The following is a 16,509-nucleotide window of genomic DNA, read 5'->3' on the forward strand; positions in this document are numbered from 1 at the left end:
TGCGTGTAATGAATCGTTAATCAAGAGCCGCATTTTGAAAGTGACATATGAAAAAGCCCTCGGGACGATGTGTCTCCGAGGGCTTTGAAAGTTGAATTTTAGCAGCGCTTATTTCTTCGCAGCCTTTGCCATCTTACGGCGCACGTTCTCGTCGAGGATACGCTTGCGGAGGCGGAGGAACTGTGGAGTGGCTTCAACGAGTTCGTCGGGGGCGATGTATTCGATCGCACGCTCTAGAGAGAACTTGATTGGCGGCGAGAGCTGGATGCTCTTGTCTGTGCCGGAGGAGCGCATGTTGTCGAGTTGCTTGGCCTTAGCAGGGTTGACGGGCATGTCTTCCGTGCGAGGGTTTTCGCCAACGATCATACCTGCGTAGGTTTCTTCACCTGGGCCGACGAAGAGCTTACCGCGAGTCTGGATCATATCCAAAGCGTATGGCATTGTCTTGCCTTGCTCCATGCTGACGAGTGTTCCAGTGAGGCGAGTGACGATATCGCCACAGTGTGGGCGATACTCGAGGAACGAGTGGCTCATGACACCGTGACCACTGGTCATGGTCACAAGATCACTTTCGAAGCCGATGAGGCCACGAGTGGAGATCTCAGCTTCGACAGTGACGCCGGAGTTGTGGTGCTCCATGTTGGTGACCTTACCTTTACGTTTGCTGAGGTTCTCCATGACGCCACCGAGGTGCTCTTCAGGAACTTCAACCCAGACTTGTTCGAAGGGTTCGTTGCGCTTGCCGTCGATTTCCTTATAAAGCACGGTTGGGCGAGAGACGAGAAGCTCGAACCCTTCGCGGCGCATTGTTTCGACGAGGACGGCGATCTGCATCGATCCACGTGCGTTGACGAGGAAGCGTGTGCCATCGTCAGTGTCTTCGACGCTGATGGAAATGTTGGACTGTGTCTCGCGGATCAAGCGCTCACGGATCTGGCGGGAAGTGACTTTTTTGCCGTCTTTACCTGCGAGTGGGCCGTTGTTGACGGAGAATTCCATCTGGACGGTCGCTGGATCGATCTCAACGAATGGCAGTGGTTCGGCGTCTTTAGAGGCTGCAAGTGTGTCGCCGATGTCGACGTCGTCGAAACCAGCAAGGCCGACGATATCACCTGCGACGGCTTCGGTCACGTCGTCTGTATTACCAGCGCCGGAGAAGCTCTTCATCTTGGTGACTTTGACGCGGTCTTTACTGCCGTCCTTGCGGTGTGCGAAAATGGTTTGTCCGACTTTGATTTCACCTGAAAGCACACGGCCGATCGCCATACGGCCGACGTAGTCGTCCCAGTCGATGTTACTGGCGAGCATGCGGAATTCACCTTCTTCAATGATCGGTGCAGGGATACGGTCGACGATGGTCTCGAACAGATCGAGCATGTTTTCGCGGGGGCCATCGACTTCGCGGTCTGCGAAGCCCATTTTAGCGGATGCATACAGGAAGGGTGCGTTGAACTGGTCTTCATCGGCTTCGAGGTCGAGGAAGAGTTCGAGCACTTTATCGTGCACCCAGTCTGGGCGAGAGGTGTCGCGGTCAACTTTGTTGATCACACAAATGGTTGAGAGGCCTTGATCGAGGGCCTTGCGGAGCACCCAACGAGTCTGTGCCTGTGGGCCACCAACGGCGTCGGTGAGGAGTAGGACGCCGTCTACCATCTTCATGACACGTTCCACTTCGGCGCCAAAGTCGGCGTGGCCTGGAGTATCAACGATATTAATGGTGTATTCTTCGCCGTCTTTTGGATTGATCCATTTAACAGCGAGATTCTTGGCCTTAATCGTAATGCCTTTCTCACGCTCGAGGTCCATCGAGTCCATTGCACGCTCTTGCACGCGTTCATTTTCACGGTAAGTGCCACTCTGAGCGAGCAGGCAGTCAACGAGTGTAGTCTTGCCATGGTCAACGTGTGCGATGATGGCGATATTGCGGATGTTTTTAGCGTTCATGAGAAAAAATGAAAAACCCGCCGTGCTGAGATGCGGCGGGGTGTATTTCAGCGCGCGATAACGCGCAGACGATTCTGGGAAGTCAATTGAAATCCGCAGGACTATTCGTCCTGTAAGTAATCGTGCAGTTGTGGGCGGCCAACGAATTCGGCTGCGGCTTTGATGGTGCAGAAGATTCCGAGCGTGGTTTGATCGGGAATGCGCTGCTGAAAGATGTGGCTGAGGGCGACGACAATGGGGTCCTCTGCGACGATTGCCCATTTGGATTTTTCAAACATCTCGGTTTGGCTAATGAGGCTGGCAAATCCATAGAGCTCAACTTTCGACATTCGTGATATGGCGCATCGCATGTCGATTACGCCGTTGTAGGTCGGCAGGTAGAGTGGGTCGGAAAATACAGTCTGCGTTTTATGCGCGAGTTCTTCGACGGTCACTTCGCCTGTGATTATTTCAATGACGAGTTCGTGCTCTGGGATGATCTGAAAGGTGTATTCCATGTCTGTTTATAGACGTTTTATTTAAATCGATCTTGGTAGTGTGTGCAAGCGCAACAAAGGGTATGTCTCTAAAATGAGGCAATTCACCTAGGAGTTGGTATTAAATAAGGGGGCCAGGAGTCGTTCGCGCTGAATCTTCGGTTACACCGTATATTCCACCAGTGGTTCTGGGTCGAGCACGGTGCTGTCGGGCATGCGCTCGCTGAGTGACTCTTCAAACCATGCGCGGGCATCAGGGTCACCGTGAGTGAGCACGATGGAGCGTGCCTTGCTTTGGATGGCGTAGTCGGCGAGTTCGTCGCGGTCGGCATGGCCGCTGAGATCGAATTGCTCGATGGAGGCGCGGATCGGAGCGAGGTAGTCGAGCGTCTCAAAGAAGAAGCTGCCTTCCTCCTGTTCGGCGATCAGTTTGCCGCCGGGGGTGTCGATGTCGCAGTAGCCCACGAAGCAGAGGCCGTTGCTGGCATGCGGGAGCAGGGAGGCGGCGATCTTATAAGACGGCGTGTGCTCGACCATCATGCCGCTGCTGACGATGTAGATGCCTTTGCGCGGCAGGTCACGTCCGGGGCGCATATTCGGGTCGAGCGCGCGCACGTTGAGCTTCTCCATCATCTTGAAGCTGAAGTCGATGAGCTTGGTGCGTTCGTGGATTTTATGGAAGTAGTTACAGATATCCATCCCGAGCCCAGCAGCGTAGATCGGCGTCTTCGGGATGCGGCCATTGTTGCGCGCTTCGTAAATGATTTTGAACAGCTCCTGCATGCGGCCGAGCGCGAATACGGGGATCAGGCAACTGCCGCCACGCTGAAGGATGGTGTCGACCTGCTCTAGCAGACGGTCGACTTCGCTCTTGCGCGAGAGGCCGACCACGCGTGCTTTGGCACCGCGAGTGGTTTCTAGAATGAGTGTATCAATGTCGCCTTCGGGGAGTTTCGCGCCGGGGAGGGTGCGTTGATGGTCGAATAGCACGTCTCCGGAAAAAACGATGCGGCGGCCTTCGTGGAGGATTTCGACACAAGCGGCACCTGCGACGTGGCCGGAAGTGTGTAAGATGATCTCGATCTTGTCGTCGCCCTTTGTATAGATCTCGCCGCGTCCATAGCGCTGGGCGACGAGTCGCTTGCTGAGTTCTACGACGTCGCGGTGCAGGAAGAGTGGATAGTCACTGATGCCGTGCTCTTCGCGTTGGCGTTTCATGACATTGATCGAGTTGCGCAACATGCGGGGCGCGAGCTCGATGTTCGGCACGGACGTAATGACCGGGGCGTCCGGATTGTGTGCAGATACGACCGGTAACGAGCCGAGGTGATCGAGGTGACAGTGCGTGAGAATGATGAAATCCATCTCCACGTCTTCGATCGGGGAGAAGTCGGGCATCGCGTCGTAGCCGAGCTCTTTGGGGTTGAGCCCTGCATCGATGAGGATGTTAAAGCTGCCGATTTGGACGTAGGTGGAGTTGGCTCCGATGCCGCCGAGACGATTCAGGTCGATAAGTTTCATGTGTGCTATTTAAGGTCGAGCTCAGTCTGGCCGTCGTTCGGTTCAGGTGGAACCGTCATTTCAAAAGAAGGGATACGGACATGTATGGGTTCGTCGCCACTGTCAATGCCATGAAAGGAGCCTTCAGCGGTGCAATTGCCCGTTGTGGTATGGTGGCTGTTGTAGGAGAAAGACTCGCCTGGGGCGAGCGTGGGGAATTTACCTACAATTCCTTGCCCCTCGAAGACATTTTGATGTCCATCTGCCCCTTTGATTACCCAGCGCCGCCCGTTGAGCGTGACTGTGCTGCTGGATAGATTGGCGATGGTGATGAAGTAGATGAACGCATGTGGCGCATCGGAGTCCCGTGTCTCGGGGTCGCGAAAATACACGAGGCGATCTAACGTGGCTCGCAGGCCGTAGAGTTCTTTGCTTGGGGTAGACACGGATTAAAACACTTTCTTCTGATGACTTCTTTGGTTTCTGGCAAACAGAATAGAGACGTTTTATTGATCAAGCTAGATTGTTTCACCATCTCCGCTAGGCTCCGTCGGCAGTGGGCATCGGTTCTGTTTCTTAAACCGTTCATGGATATTGATTAATGTGAATCTGATTCACTGTCAAAATGGTGAATGAGCGTCTAGTTAGAGGTGTTGCTTAACTATTTAAACAACATGTATTTGCTGTCTTTCATTAACGTGCATTAACGTTTCAACTCCTCTTTTTAGGATCAAGCATCGGAATAGTCGCGACATTATGAGGGTGCTTTGGTAGCGATGGGTGCGATGCAAGATACTGGAGATGGCACACGAATTACATGGATTGGCCTATGGGTGAATCTACTGCTCGGCGTGGTTAAGACGCTGGCGGGGTGGTTGTTCGGTTCGAAGGCGCTGATTGCCGACGGGATGCATAGTATGTTGGATCTGTTGAGTGATATTGCCGTGCTCCTCGGGCTGTCGATGGCGCGTCGACCGGAAGATGCGAACCACCTATATGGGCATCACAAGTTCGTGAGTCTGGCTAAGTTCTTCATCGGCGGTGTCTTGATGGTGTTTTCAGTCTTATTGGTGGTGTCCTCTGTTCTGGATTTTCGCTCCGGAGAGAGTGTGGCGCCCGTTGCCGGAAGTGCGGCGTGTTTTGCAGTGTTCTCCATTGCGGTGAAGGAGGCGATGTTTTGGTGGACGCGTGGCGTGGCCAAGCGCTTGCACTCGGATCTGCTGATGGCGAATGCGTGGCACCACCGCATGGATAGTATCTCTTCGATTGGTGTGGCGGTGGCGCTGGTGGCTGTGTGGCTTGGCGGGCCAGATTGGGCGTTTTTAGATGGTGCGGTGACGCTGGTGCTCGGTTGTTACCTCGTTTTTGAGGCGACGAAGATCTTTCTGCGGGCGTGCTCGGACCTACTGGATGCCGCGCCAGAACGCGAGGTGATCGAGGATTTGCGCGAGCATGTGCTACAAACGCCTGGAGCACTGGCATATCATGATTTTCGCGTGCGGCGCATCGGCGATGTCTACGAGATCGACCTGCACCTGCAGGTCGATCCACAGATTACGGTCGAGAAGGGCCATGAAATAGCGAGGCAAGTGAAGGTGCTCCTGCTGGAGCAGCACCCCGAAGTCTCAAAAGTGCTCGTGCATATTGAGCCCGCGAATGAGGATCATGTCATGAATCGCGGTATTTCGGACGATGGGACGGTGCAGTCTCAGTTCGATATATGACGCGCGAAGTGCCTTGATCAGTGGGCTGCGTCGGGAAGTGCAACAATTTTTCAACTTATCATCGCCACGGCCTAAAAAAGCCTTTTCCCTTCGCATCTCTTCTTCCACATATGAGCGACTTTCTTAAGCACGAATGCGGCATCGCAATGATCCGCCTCTTGAAACCCTTGGCTTACTACCAAGAAAAATACGGCACTCCACTGTATGGTTTTAACCAGTTGTTTCTCCTTATGGAGAAGCAGCATAATCGCGGCCAAGATGGCGCAGGAATCGGTTGCGTGAAGCTGAATGTCGATCCGGGGCAGCCGTATATGGCACGTGATCGCAGTATTAAGACTAATCCGCTGTCGCGGATTTTCCAAGGGCAGCTCAAGGATTATCAGAAGAAAATCGATAGCGGGGTGATTCATCCGGAATTCCCTGATACGGTGAAAAAGCACTTCGGCTACGGCGGGGAAGTGCTGATGGGGCATCTGCGCTACGGCACCTCCGGCGTCTATTCGTCGAATAATTGCCATCCTTTCGTTCGCCAATCGAATTGGCCGACCAAAAACCTGATGCTCGCGGGTAATTTCACCATTACCAATGAGAAGGACATCAACAACGACCTGATCAACCGCGGCCAACACCCGATCTTTGGCACTGATACGCAGGCAGTCCTCGAAGAAGTCGGCTTTCATCTCGATGAAGCCCACGACGCGATTTACCACCAGATGCGCGACCAGAATGTCGAAGGCATCCGCATTCCGAAAATTATCAGCCAAGACCTCGACCCGATCCGTATCCTGAAAAAGGCAGCGGCTAATTGGGACGGCGGTTATACGATCGCTGGTTTGATCGGCAATGGTGATTCGTTTGTCATGCGCGATCCGCAGGGCATCCGTCCTTGCTTCTACTTTCAGAACGACGAGGTCGTGGCATACGCCTCTGAGCGCGTTGCTTTGATGACGATTTTTAATCAACCGATTGAGAATGTCTGTGAACTGGAGCCGGGCACCGCAATGGTGATCAAGGCTGATGGTAAGATTTATTCTGACCGATTCACTCCAGAGCGTCCGGTCACACCTTGCTCGTTTGAGCGCATCTATTTCTCTCGTGGAAATGACGAGGACATCTACCAAGAGCGTAAGGCGCTGGGGGGCGCCTTGTTAGAGCAAGTGGTTAAATGTATCGGCAATGATTTTGCGAACAGTGTCTTCAGCTTCGTGCCGAACACTGCCGAGACGGCCTATTACGGCCTGCTCGATGCATTGCGCTTACATCGCCGCACCGAAGTGAAGGAGGCACTGCTTGATGCGAACGCCAATGGCACGCTCAATGAGGAATTGATCGATAAACTGATCATGGGTAACTGGCCACGCGGCGAGAAAATCGCGCACAAAGATATCAAGTTGCGCACATTCATTTCGCAGGAGAAGGGGCGCGCGAAGCTAGTCTCACACGTTTACGACATCACCTATGGCATCGTGAAGCCTAAAGATAGTCTTGTCTGTATCGACGATTCCATCGTTCGTGGCACCACGCTCAAAGAGTCGATCCTGAAAATCCTTAGCCGCACCAATCCGCGTAAGATCGTAGTGGCATCCACTGCACCGCAGATTCGCTATCCCGATTGCTATGGCATTGATATGTCGGAGCTCGGTAAGTTTATCGCGTTTAAGGCAACGGTAGCACTCATCAAAGAGGAAGGCCAAAGCGATCTACTGAAGGACGTGTATCGTGATTGTTTGGAACAAGTCGATCGTCCAGCGGCTGAGCAAGTTAATCACGTCCGTCGCCTGTATGATCGCTATACCGACGAGCAGATTTCCAAGAAGATCGGTGAGTTGGTCTATCCGAAAGACATCCCCTGGAAGGGCGATCTAGACATCGTGTTCTTGCCCGTTGAAAAAATGCGCGCCGCGCTGCCAAGCAACAATGGTGACTGGTATTTCACTGGAAACTATCCAACACCGGGTGGTTACGCCGCGCTTAACAAGGCCTACATCAACTTCTTTGAGGACAAAGACGGGCGCGCTTACTAAGCTGACTCACGGTCCATTCATTTACAAAAACGCGTTCCAGTAATGGAGCGCGTTTTTTTGCTCGTTAAATTCCGTAGCGTGCCGCTTATAGTAACTCCAGTCCCTTTTTCACAGTCAGGATCCGAAGCGGAGCCCCTTGGGGTGTAGCTCGGCGAGGATCCTGTTACCAGTGGTTACTGGGAGCATTTTTGGCGCGGTTTCAACGTTTCACTTGGCGGGCAAATTGTTACGCTCGTAAGTGGAGCGGCTTCACGGTCTACGACTTTAGCGTGTGTTACTCTCGAAGTATAGCTGAAGAGTGTCGAGACCGTGAAGACATCGCCCATCAGATGAATACTCAGGATGAATGGCCACGAACCATTTCTATAAGCAGTTCAGCGTATGTGCGATTCCGTTCCTCAACTGAACCTCAACCATAGGACACCATGAAAAAACCAACAAGTATAAAACCCGACCGCGATTCGGTCTTGATCGGACTGGATTGGGCAAAAGAGAAGCACGACTACTGCCTGCAAGCTCCCGAAGGAGATTACGAGTTCGGGCAAATCGAGCAGGATGACATCAAGCTCCATGACTGGCTGGACTACCTGAGTGAACGCTTCGAAGGCCGTCGTTTAACCATCTGCATGGAAGCCGGTCGCGATCCATTGCTCTGGCGTTTAGAGACTCATGAGCAAGTCGATTTGTTTGTAGTCAACACAACCACCGCAGCGCGTTATCGTAAAACCTTCACTCCTAGTGGAGACAAGAACGATCAACGTGAAAGATTTTTAAGGGACAGGCACATATCAGTAGGTGAATTAGACATAAGAGCAATTGTGTGCTTTATTGTCTAAATCATGAGGATGCGACGAATGAAGGTGAGTGGTCGAGATGCGGTGTATCACTGCATGACACGCACGGTGAATGGTGAGTTCTTGTTTGAAGATCGTGAGAAGGAAATTCTGCGTAAGATGATGCGCCAAGTCGCGGATTTCTGCGGGGTTGATATTTTGACCTATTGTATCATGTCGAATCATTTCCATGTGTTGGTGCGGGTGCCGGATGGGCCTGCGGTCTCGGATCGTGAGTTGATGCGGCGTTATAAAGTGCTGTATCCGAAACCTACCAAATATCAGGAGGCTTCGATTGCTTTGATGAGCGCTGAACTGCGGGCTGGGGGTGATGAAGCGGATGCGATTCGTCGGCGTTTGTTGGTGCGCATGTCGGATGTGTCGGAGTTTATGAAGACGCTGAAACAGCGCTTCTCGACTTGGTTTAATAAATCGCATCAGCGCTATGGCACTTTGTGGGCGGATCGTTTCAAGTCGGTGCTGGTTGAGGGGCAGGGGAATCCACTGCAGACGATGGCGGCTTATATTGATCTCAATCCTGTGCGTGCGGGAATTGTCGAAGATCCGAAGGATTACCGTTTCTGTGGCTATGCCGAGGCGGTGGGAAACGTCGAACGTTCAACATCGAACGTTGAACGTCGAATTTTGGGAGGAGATGCTGATGGTCGAATTGCTGGTTCGCGGGCTGGATTACTATTTGTTTGGTCTGACCTGGTTGGAGCGGATTCAGACGCGAAACGGATCGATTCAGCTTTGCGGGCGCATCGCTCGTTGATTTTTGGCAAGCGTGCGTCTGACTGTGGCTTGCCAGAAATGACGCGTCAGCAGGCTTTGAAGGTGCTAGGTGCGGACGGGCAGCTTTCGACAGCGGCTATGCTGCGCTGCCGTGTGCGCTATTTTACCGATGGGGTGATTCTGGGCTCTGCTGAGTTTGTGCGTGGCTTTGCGGGTGCGTGGCAAATGGAGCGTGGGCGAAAGCACCCTGCGAAGGTGAATGCGATGCGTGGTGACTGGGGTGGTCTCTCTGTCATTCAGGGTCTGCGGAGGCAGGTCTTTGGTTGAGCCGATCTATCTGTCGGTGGTCCGTTGAGCATTTACTAAGACTGACAAACGGGTAATGACACGCCCCTATTTCTGGCGTGATACAAGTATTCTTGTCTGTTGTGTATTATAAGTGGTCGAGCAGGCGGGGCAGACAAGAATGTCTGTATCACGTTAAGGAAGACGCGTGGGGGACTTTCGTGCTGAGGCGCTGAACACTCGCTAAAGCTTCATGCTACCAAACACAAAAAAGCCCGCATCGTTCGATGCGGGCCTTTGACGTTAAAATCTGAATACGTGGCTACTTGCCGTAGACTTCGACTTCGATGTAGTGGTTCATGTCGTTGGCGGTGTTGCCGTTGCTGTAGAGTCGAACGTATTGTGCCTTGGTGTTCTTGGCGTCGATCAACTTGCCGAAGCGTGTTTCGACGTATGGCTTGGCGCTGCCTTTACCTTGCTCAGCAGAGTTGTCGTAGTCGTTGTTGAACAGTTCTGTGACGCCCGTTGCAAATTCAGGATCGTTGGAGACCTGCACGACGACATCGTGGTAAGCGCGGGCTTGTGAGTGGTAGTGCCACACCCAGATCGCTGCGAGGTCCGCTGGGGCTTCGAGGTCGATCTGCACCCACTGCGGGCCGTCCATCAGCTCGACGAAGTAACCTTCGCCAGCTTCTTTGTCGCCGTCGGTGATGTATTCGAGCTCGCCGATGATTGGGAAGTCGTCGCTACCTGTGACAGGCTTGCCTGCGGAGAGTAGCACGGTGCCTTCTGGAACCATGAGCGTTGGTGCGCTAGAGGGTGCTTTTTCGAGATTTTTGACTTTGATCGGCTGTGGTGTGCCTTCAATCAGTTCTGGTGGGATCTCAGTTGTGAGTGCGATGCTGCCTCCGGAGGCTGCGGGTGCCGATGCGCCGTCAGTTGCTGGAGCAGCGGAATCGGATGCGCCTTTGTCGCCGCAACCGGAAAAGATGAGTGCGCTGCCAGCGAGAGTAAGAAGTGCTATGTTTTTCATGATAATAAGAAGTGTGACGTAGAGTGTCGGTTTGTTTGAGGAGCCGTTAGGGGCTCTCAAGTCTCAGGTTTCAAGCCTCAGACCTCAAGCCTTTAGGTGTGAAGATGTTCGTCTGTGAAGTGAATGATTTCTTGAGTGTTGGCTGCTTCGTTTACCCAGTAGATCGGTGCTTCGGATTCGAGTGCGTGACGAGCGTCGCAGGTGAGCGTTGCATTGCCACGGATCGTTTCCAAGAAATTTTCAATGTGTGGTTGGTGCGGTGCTTTGCTTAGACCGCCTGGGAGGGCATATTCGTCTGGTGGTGCGGATTCGTAAGCGGCGATGGCAGATGCGCCTCCGGCTGCTTTGCCGGCTGCTTGTTTTTTGAGTAGACCACGGCGCACGAGGTTGTCCCACTTGGCGTTGTCTGCACCGGATTCTTTGAAGATCTTGGTGTAGGCTTCGCGTTCGGAGATGTCGATCGTGCCTTCGGTGCCCATGAAGGACTCGTAGTAACCGCCGCCGGAGCTGGTGGTGGTTAAGACTTGATAGAAGGCGCGTGCATTACCCTGTGGCGTATCGTAATCGAAGATGCACATGACGTTGTCGTAGTGCTCACGATCCTTGAAGTAACTGCGTCCGCCGGATGCCATGACGGACTTCGGTGTGGCGCCGAGATACCAATTGAAAATATCGATCTGGTGTGCACCGAGGTCGGAGATCGGCCCGCCGGAGAGAGAGGTGTAGAAACGCCAGTTCAAGAAACGGTGACGTAGTTCATCGAGTGTGAGCTCGTGGTCCGCTCCTAGATTAAACTCGTATTTGCGCAGGATCTCGGCATCGGGGAGGATCGATGGTTTGGAGACGATGTCCTGTGAGGAGCTGAGTGCGCGATTCCACTGGCCGTTTACATTAATGATCTGACCGCAAATCTTCTCTTTGTTGATGAGTTCGTTTAGTGTGTAAAGGTAGCGTGGGTTGCTTCGGCGTTGGTGCCCAATCTGGCAAAGCTTACCGGTGCGATCCATGGCCGCGACCATCGAGCGGGCGCCTTCGAGGGTGTTGGACATCATCTTCTCGCAATACACATCGCAACCGGCTTCGAGCGCCATGATGGTGTGCGGCGCGTGCCAAAAGTCGGGAGTGGCTACGAAGACTGCGTCGAGTTCTTCCTTTTCTAGCATTTCTGCTGCATCGAGATAGCGATTCGGCATATAGTCGAAGCGTGACTTGATTGCGGATGCTGTGCGTCCGACGCGTGCTTTCATAATATCGCAAGCAGCGACATAGCGAATGCCCGGGATGTTGACCATCGCGTTAAATAGCACTTCGTGTTGCTTGCCGCAGCCGATGAAGCCGACGCGTATATCGTCTGTTGGCGCACCAGCTTCTTTAGCGCGCAGGATCGATGGAGCCGCGAGGACGAGGCCAGCGCCGATGGTGGACTTCGCGAGGAAGTCGCGTCGCGAGAGAGTTGGGAGTTTCAATTTCATGGTAGTGCGGTGCTGGGGGTTACCACTTTTTGGTGATGCTGATACGGTCGTATTTCGTAAGTCCCAGCGCGATGACTATCATGATAATGTGAACACCGAGCCATGCAATACCAGCGTCTTGTTTGATCAGAATCAGTCCGAATGTCAGGCTGGTGTAGAGCAAGCCCATGGCGAAGAGCGAGATGCGTGTGGCGATGCCGAATAGCACGGTCAGGCCTAGGATGATGAGCGCGGGTCCGAGGACGGCGTCGTAGAGGCCAAGCCCCCAGCTGGGGATGAGTGGCTCTGTGCTGAACTTGTCGTAGAGTGGTCCTGGGACGCCGTGGTAATTGTCCAAGGCGTAAACTTTACCAGTGACGGTATTGGTCAATCCGTATGCGTTTGGAGCGCCGTCGATGAGGACATCTTTGGAACTGTCGTATGTGCCAGCGAATTTTTCAATGCCGGTTTGGATCGCACGCATGCCGAGCCAAATACGGAGCAGCAAGCTGCCGAGAGTGAGACCGAGGTCGTTGGCGGAGTTCTTCTTTGAAGTCATAATGTTTACTGACGGGGTTATAGAAATGGGAGCGCAGAGCGGCGCTGTAAGTGTATTTATGCAAAAAACTATCTTTTCATCAATGAAATATTTCAGAAAAGTTTCTGCCTGTGTTGATGGTAAATGACAAGTTTACAGGTAGGATGGGTCTGTAAGTTGTTGATTAATAGGGGTGTGATTGTTGTTTAATGAGCGGTAATGTGGTGGTAAATGAATACTTATTAAAATTATATTTTAGTAGATATTGTCAAATATCGTCAAATTGTAGCCTATTGTTGTGTCGCCTGTATGATTTTTTCGAACTCTCTGCCATAATCGACATAGCTATTGTAGCATTGTTCCTGATCAATGGCAGTGTCGTCTTCTGTGTGAAAGACTGTCGCGACATGAGGCTCGATGGCGTAGGCGCCTGTGTAGCCGTCGGTCTGCAGAGCTGTGAGGATTTCTGGTAGGCGTGCTCGGCCTTGCCCTGGGCTTGTATAGCGCTCTGGCTCTGTGTGACCTTCGAGTGGATTGAGGCAGTCTTTGATGTGAACGTGTGCGACGTGTGCTTTGACTGTCTGATAGAATCCTAAGGCGTCTTGCCAAGGGTAGGGCTCTGCCTTGGAGCGGTCACGCTGGAAGATTGGGTTACCTGTGTCGAAGACCAGTTTAAGCCCGGGCACTTCATCGATGAGGCGTAGGCTATGCTGCGCAGAGAAGCCGCCCCAGTTCATACAGTTCTCATGCAATGCTTGTAAGCCAGCGTCGCTGAAGCGTGCAACGATTTCGCGTAGGCGGCGGAATCGTTCGGCATCGTGTTGATCGTCGCCCCAAGGGTTTTGGGCGTAGGACATGATGCGCACGATCTTTGTGCCGAGGCGCTGCATACGTGGGATTGCGCGCTCGATTTCGCCGAGAGTCAGGTTGAAGTCGGAATCGATCGATTTGGACCAGCTGCCGATCAGTGAACCGAATTCGATGACCTGAATGCCGGCCTCGTCGAGACGGTCGGCTGCGTTGTTAAAATCCGCTTCGGATAAATCGTGAATGTTTTGACCGTCAATACTGCGTGCTGAGATGTGCTTCCAGCCCAATGCTTGGGTGGCTTTGATCTGAGTTTCGAGGGCTTGTCCGGCTTCGTCTGTAAATCCTGTTAGGAGCATGGCTTAGGAACGTCGAACATTGAACGCTGAACATTCAATTATGAATGTTGTGTCCTGTGCTCGATTCAATGTTCGTTGTTGGGAGTTCAATGTTTGATGTTCTAGCGAAGCGTAATTTTCGTGCCGTCGTTTTGGGCGGATTGGTAGATCGCTTGGATCAGTTCGACGCTTTTACGGGCTTCGGCTGCGCCGGTGCTGGGCTCGCGTCCTGCTTGGATCGCGTTGACAACTTCTTCGAAGTTGCGCTGGTGCTGATAGAAACTAATTGCAGTGGGATCGTTGGCTCCGAGTCCGGCATCGGCACCTTGCATGAACTGTGCGCGAATGGATTCGTCTGCCTCGGTCTCGTGCATGAAGTCCCAGATTTCAAAGGCTTCATCGGCGAGGAAGACGGAGCCTTCGGTGCCTGCTAGTTGCACGCGTGCTGGGTGGCCATCTTTCGACCATGTGCAGGTGCTGCCTTCGATGATGCCGCGTGCGCCGCTTTCGAATTCGAGAATGGCGACTGCGATGTCCTCGACTTCGATATCAACGTGCGCGAGGCATGCGGTGTTGGCCTGCACGGATTTTACGGGGCCAGCGAGATAGAGGAGGGCATCAATGGTGTGGATCGATTGGTTCATCAGAGCACCACCGCCGTCGAGCGCCCATGTGCCACGCCAACCAGCGGAGTCGTAGTAGGCTTGGTCGCGATACCACTTCACATAGGCGGAGGCGTTGGTGAGTTTGCCGAAACGACCTGCATCGGCTGCCTTTTTGAAAGCGTCCATGCCAGGGTGAAAACGGCGGTTGAGCACGGCTGCGAGGGTCACGCCTTTGGCTTTGGCGGCGGCTATCATTTGATCAATCCGCTCGGTGGTGACTTCGAGTGGCTTTTCGATGATGACGTGCTTGCCTGCTTCGATAGCGGCCATGGCCGGATCAAAGTGAGCGCCCGAGGGCGTGCCGATGGTGACGACTTCGATCTCAGGGTCGGCCAGCATCGCATCGACGGAGTCGTAGGCTTTGGTGCTATATTGCACGGCAAATGCGGTGGCGCGCTCGGAGGCACGGTCGGCAACGCCGCCGAGTGTGCCGCCTTGCATGGCGGCGATTGCTTGAGCGTGAAAACCGCCGATCATGCCGGCTCCGATAATTCCAAATTTCATAGGGTTAACTGTGTGCGTTTTGATTTTTGATAAAGCCTCTGATGCCAAGTGCTGCGAGTAGGATGAGTCCGCCGATGCCGATCATGCCTGGTGTGCCCTTATTGCAGAGCGCCCAGACTGAGGCGAAGGTGGCGACCCCTGCGGAGATGATCATGAGTGTGTTGATGAGTCCGCGATGCTTCGGTAATTCATCACCTAATGCGGATCTAGAGTTCATGAGTAAAAGGAATCCAAGATAAGCGATTGGCAGGAGTGTAGTCGCGATGACGGACGCTGGGATCGCCATGGCAGCTTTTGCACCACCACTCCAGAGGTAGGGAGAGAAGAGTCCGGCGATGGCTGGCATCGCTGCTCCGAGTATGAAGTATTTTGCGCTGCCGACTTTATTGAAGGCTTCGCTGATGGCGTAGCCGTTCATCATCATGTGGACGAGTAGCGTCGAGATCGCCATGGCCAGCACGCCGACGCCGAAAATCGTCTGTGCGTGTTTGCCAAGGAAGGGCTCTAGGGATTGCGCTAGATTGACGGAGTCGCGATTCGAGAGCATGGCGGCGAGTTGCTTCTCCGCGATTGGGGCGCCGGCACGCACGTCGCCTTTCGCTTCATCATCTAACGCTGCAAATCCCTCGTTATGATACGCGAGGCCTTTATCTAGCACTTTGTAGTAGGCGCGTTCCATCTGAGGGAAAGGGGTGCCGTCCTCGGAAAGGACGTCTGCATACTTAGCGTGAAACGAGGCTGCAGAAGCGATGACGAGTGCGGACGCTCCTAAGATGAACGGCACAAAAAGTCCGAGGACGAGATCGAAACGAGAGAGTTCGCGGTGTGGTTTGCCCCAACCCTTTTTCTTGAGGCTGTAGGGGAGTAGGAATGTCATGTTAATGCCTACGGCTGTGCCAAAAGCGGCAATGATTTTACCCCTTTGCTCAGAGGTGACATACTCGGTCCAGTAGGCTGCGCTTTCGCCGGTTGAAGCGATGGCGGTTGCAATTTGATCGGTCGGTCTGAAGAGCGCTGAAAAGTCTGGAATGAGGCCGGAAAACAGGCTGCCCCACGACACGGCACCATTTTTAATAAGGGTGACTACCACGCCCATGAAGGCGATGACGATGATCGCCACGAGGCCTTTGAGTATATTGTCGATCAGGCGTGAGGCGCGTTCGTTCTTCTGCGAGAGGGCAATCAGGGAGAGTGCCATCACAAACAGTGATCCAGTGATTACATAGGGCCCTGGGGTGAACCCCAGATTGTCTTCGATGGCACCGCGACCAAGCGAGAACTGGGCGGCACAAAAAACGGTGTCGGCAATCACGGTGGCAATCAGCCAGCCCCAGGCGAGTGTTGAGGAAACCTTTTTTTGCATCACTCGGAACGGGCGTTCTTCGCATGAGAGCGTGACGTAAGAAATGGCTCCTAGCATAACGATGCCGCAGAGCATTGCCAAAGGTTGTAGCCAAAGGAACTCGTAGCCACCGATGATGCCGAGGTAGAGTGCGCCGACGAGAGAGCCACCACCTAGGGTGACCGCAGCTTGCACCCAGCCCGGGCCAGTCATATTTCCGTAACCAGCTAGCTTACCTAGGAAGCCGCGCTGGCGGATGGATTCGATTTGTTTAATAGTGTCGCTCATATTGTGAGGTTATGGGGAAAGG

General features: G+C 53.4%; 14 protein-coding genes. 4 read left to right on the forward strand and 10 right to left on the reverse strand.

The annotated features are described in order from the left end of the window. Positions 1–108 precede the first annotated feature (108 nt). The 4 genes from typA to GZZ87_RS10750 form a co-directional block, all read right to left on the reverse strand. Positions 109–1,944 (reverse strand): translational GTPase TypA, encoded by a 1,836-nt coding sequence (gene typA, locus GZZ87_RS10735; protein ID WP_162026729.1) that lies wholly within the window; start codon positions 1,942–1,944, stop codon positions 109–111. Between the two features lie 101 nt (positions 1,945–2,045). After that, positions 2,046–2,441, reverse strand: coding sequence for a hypothetical protein (locus GZZ87_RS10740; RefSeq protein WP_162026730.1), 396 nt, complete (start codon positions 2,439–2,441; stop codon positions 2,046–2,048). A 141-nt stretch (positions 2,442–2,582) separates the two neighbouring features. Then, on the reverse strand, positions 2,583–3,941 hold the full coding sequence (locus GZZ87_RS10745) for an MBL fold metallo-hydrolase (protein WP_162026731.1): 1,359 nt from the start codon (positions 3,939–3,941) through the stop codon (positions 2,583–2,585). 5 nt (positions 3,942–3,946) lie between these two features. After that, complete coding sequence (locus tag GZZ87_RS10750; protein ID WP_162026732.1) at positions 3,947–4,366, reverse strand: ApaG domain-containing protein; 420 nt, start codon at positions 4,364–4,366, stop codon at positions 3,947–3,949. 339 nt (positions 4,367–4,705) lie between these two features. On the opposite strand from GZZ87_RS10750, the gene GZZ87_RS10755 reads away from it, so the two are divergent. The 4 genes from GZZ87_RS10755 (at position 4,706) to GZZ87_RS10770 (ending at position 9,563) form a co-directional block, all read left to right on the forward strand. After that, on the forward strand, positions 4,706–5,644 hold the full coding sequence (locus GZZ87_RS10755; protein ID WP_162051236.1) for a cation diffusion facilitator family transporter: 939 nt from the start codon (positions 4,706–4,708) through the stop codon (positions 5,642–5,644). A 110-nt stretch (positions 5,645–5,754) separates the two neighbouring features. Next, positions 5,755–7,668: an amidophosphoribosyltransferase gene (locus GZZ87_RS10760; protein WP_162026734.1), complete on the forward strand. Its 1,914-nt coding sequence runs from the start codon at positions 5,755–5,757 to the stop codon at positions 7,666–7,668. A gap of 425 nt (positions 7,669–8,093) precedes the next feature. Next, entirely contained in the window at positions 8,094–8,504 is a 411-nt protein-coding gene (locus tag GZZ87_RS10765) for a transposase (protein WP_162026735.1), read from the forward strand. An 18-nt stretch (positions 8,505–8,522) separates the two neighbouring features. Then, the gene (locus tag GZZ87_RS10770) at positions 8,523–9,563 is read left to right on the forward strand and encodes a transposase (protein ID WP_244652045.1); all 1,041 of its coding nucleotides are present in this window, start codon (positions 8,523–8,525) and stop codon (positions 9,561–9,563) included. A 280-nt stretch (positions 9,564–9,843) separates the two neighbouring features. Here GZZ87_RS10770 and GZZ87_RS10775 read toward each other — a convergent pair whose 3' ends face one another. The 6 genes from GZZ87_RS10775 to GZZ87_RS10800 all read right to left on the reverse strand — a co-directional run bounded on the left by GZZ87_RS10775 (position 9,844) and on the right by GZZ87_RS10800 (position 16,487). Beyond that, entirely contained in the window at positions 9,844–10,554 is a 711-nt protein-coding gene (locus tag GZZ87_RS10775) for a discoidin domain-containing protein (RefSeq protein WP_162026737.1), read from the reverse strand. Positions 10,555–10,646: 92 nt separating this feature from the next. Beyond that, complete coding sequence (locus tag GZZ87_RS10780) at positions 10,647–12,026, reverse strand: Gfo/Idh/MocA family oxidoreductase (protein ID WP_162026738.1); 1,380 nt, start codon at positions 12,024–12,026, stop codon at positions 10,647–10,649. Positions 12,027–12,045: 19 nt separating this feature from the next. Then, positions 12,046–12,564: a hypothetical protein gene (locus GZZ87_RS10785; RefSeq protein ID WP_162026739.1), complete on the reverse strand. Its 519-nt coding sequence runs from the start codon at positions 12,562–12,564 to the stop codon at positions 12,046–12,048. Positions 12,565–12,833: 269 nt separating this feature from the next. After that, positions 12,834–13,709 carry a sugar phosphate isomerase/epimerase family protein gene (locus GZZ87_RS10790; protein ID WP_162026740.1) on the reverse strand — a complete coding sequence of 292 codons (876 nt, stop codon included), beginning with the start codon at positions 13,707–13,709 and terminating at the stop codon, positions 12,834–12,836. A 101-nt stretch (positions 13,710–13,810) separates the two neighbouring features. Then, the gene (locus GZZ87_RS10795; protein ID WP_162026741.1) at positions 13,811–14,857 is read right to left on the reverse strand and encodes a Gfo/Idh/MocA family oxidoreductase; all 1,047 of its coding nucleotides are present in this window, start codon (positions 14,855–14,857) and stop codon (positions 13,811–13,813) included. A 4-nt stretch (positions 14,858–14,861) separates the two neighbouring features. Further along, complete coding sequence (locus GZZ87_RS10800; RefSeq protein WP_162026742.1) at positions 14,862–16,487, reverse strand: divalent metal cation transporter; 1,626 nt, start codon at positions 16,485–16,487, stop codon at positions 14,862–14,864. Positions 16,488–16,509: the final 22 nt, after the last annotated feature.

It is taken from the genome of Lentimonas sp. CC4, assembly GCF_902728235.1.
Lineage (GTDB): Bacteria > Verrucomicrobiota > Verrucomicrobiia > Opitutales > Coraliomargaritaceae > Lentimonas.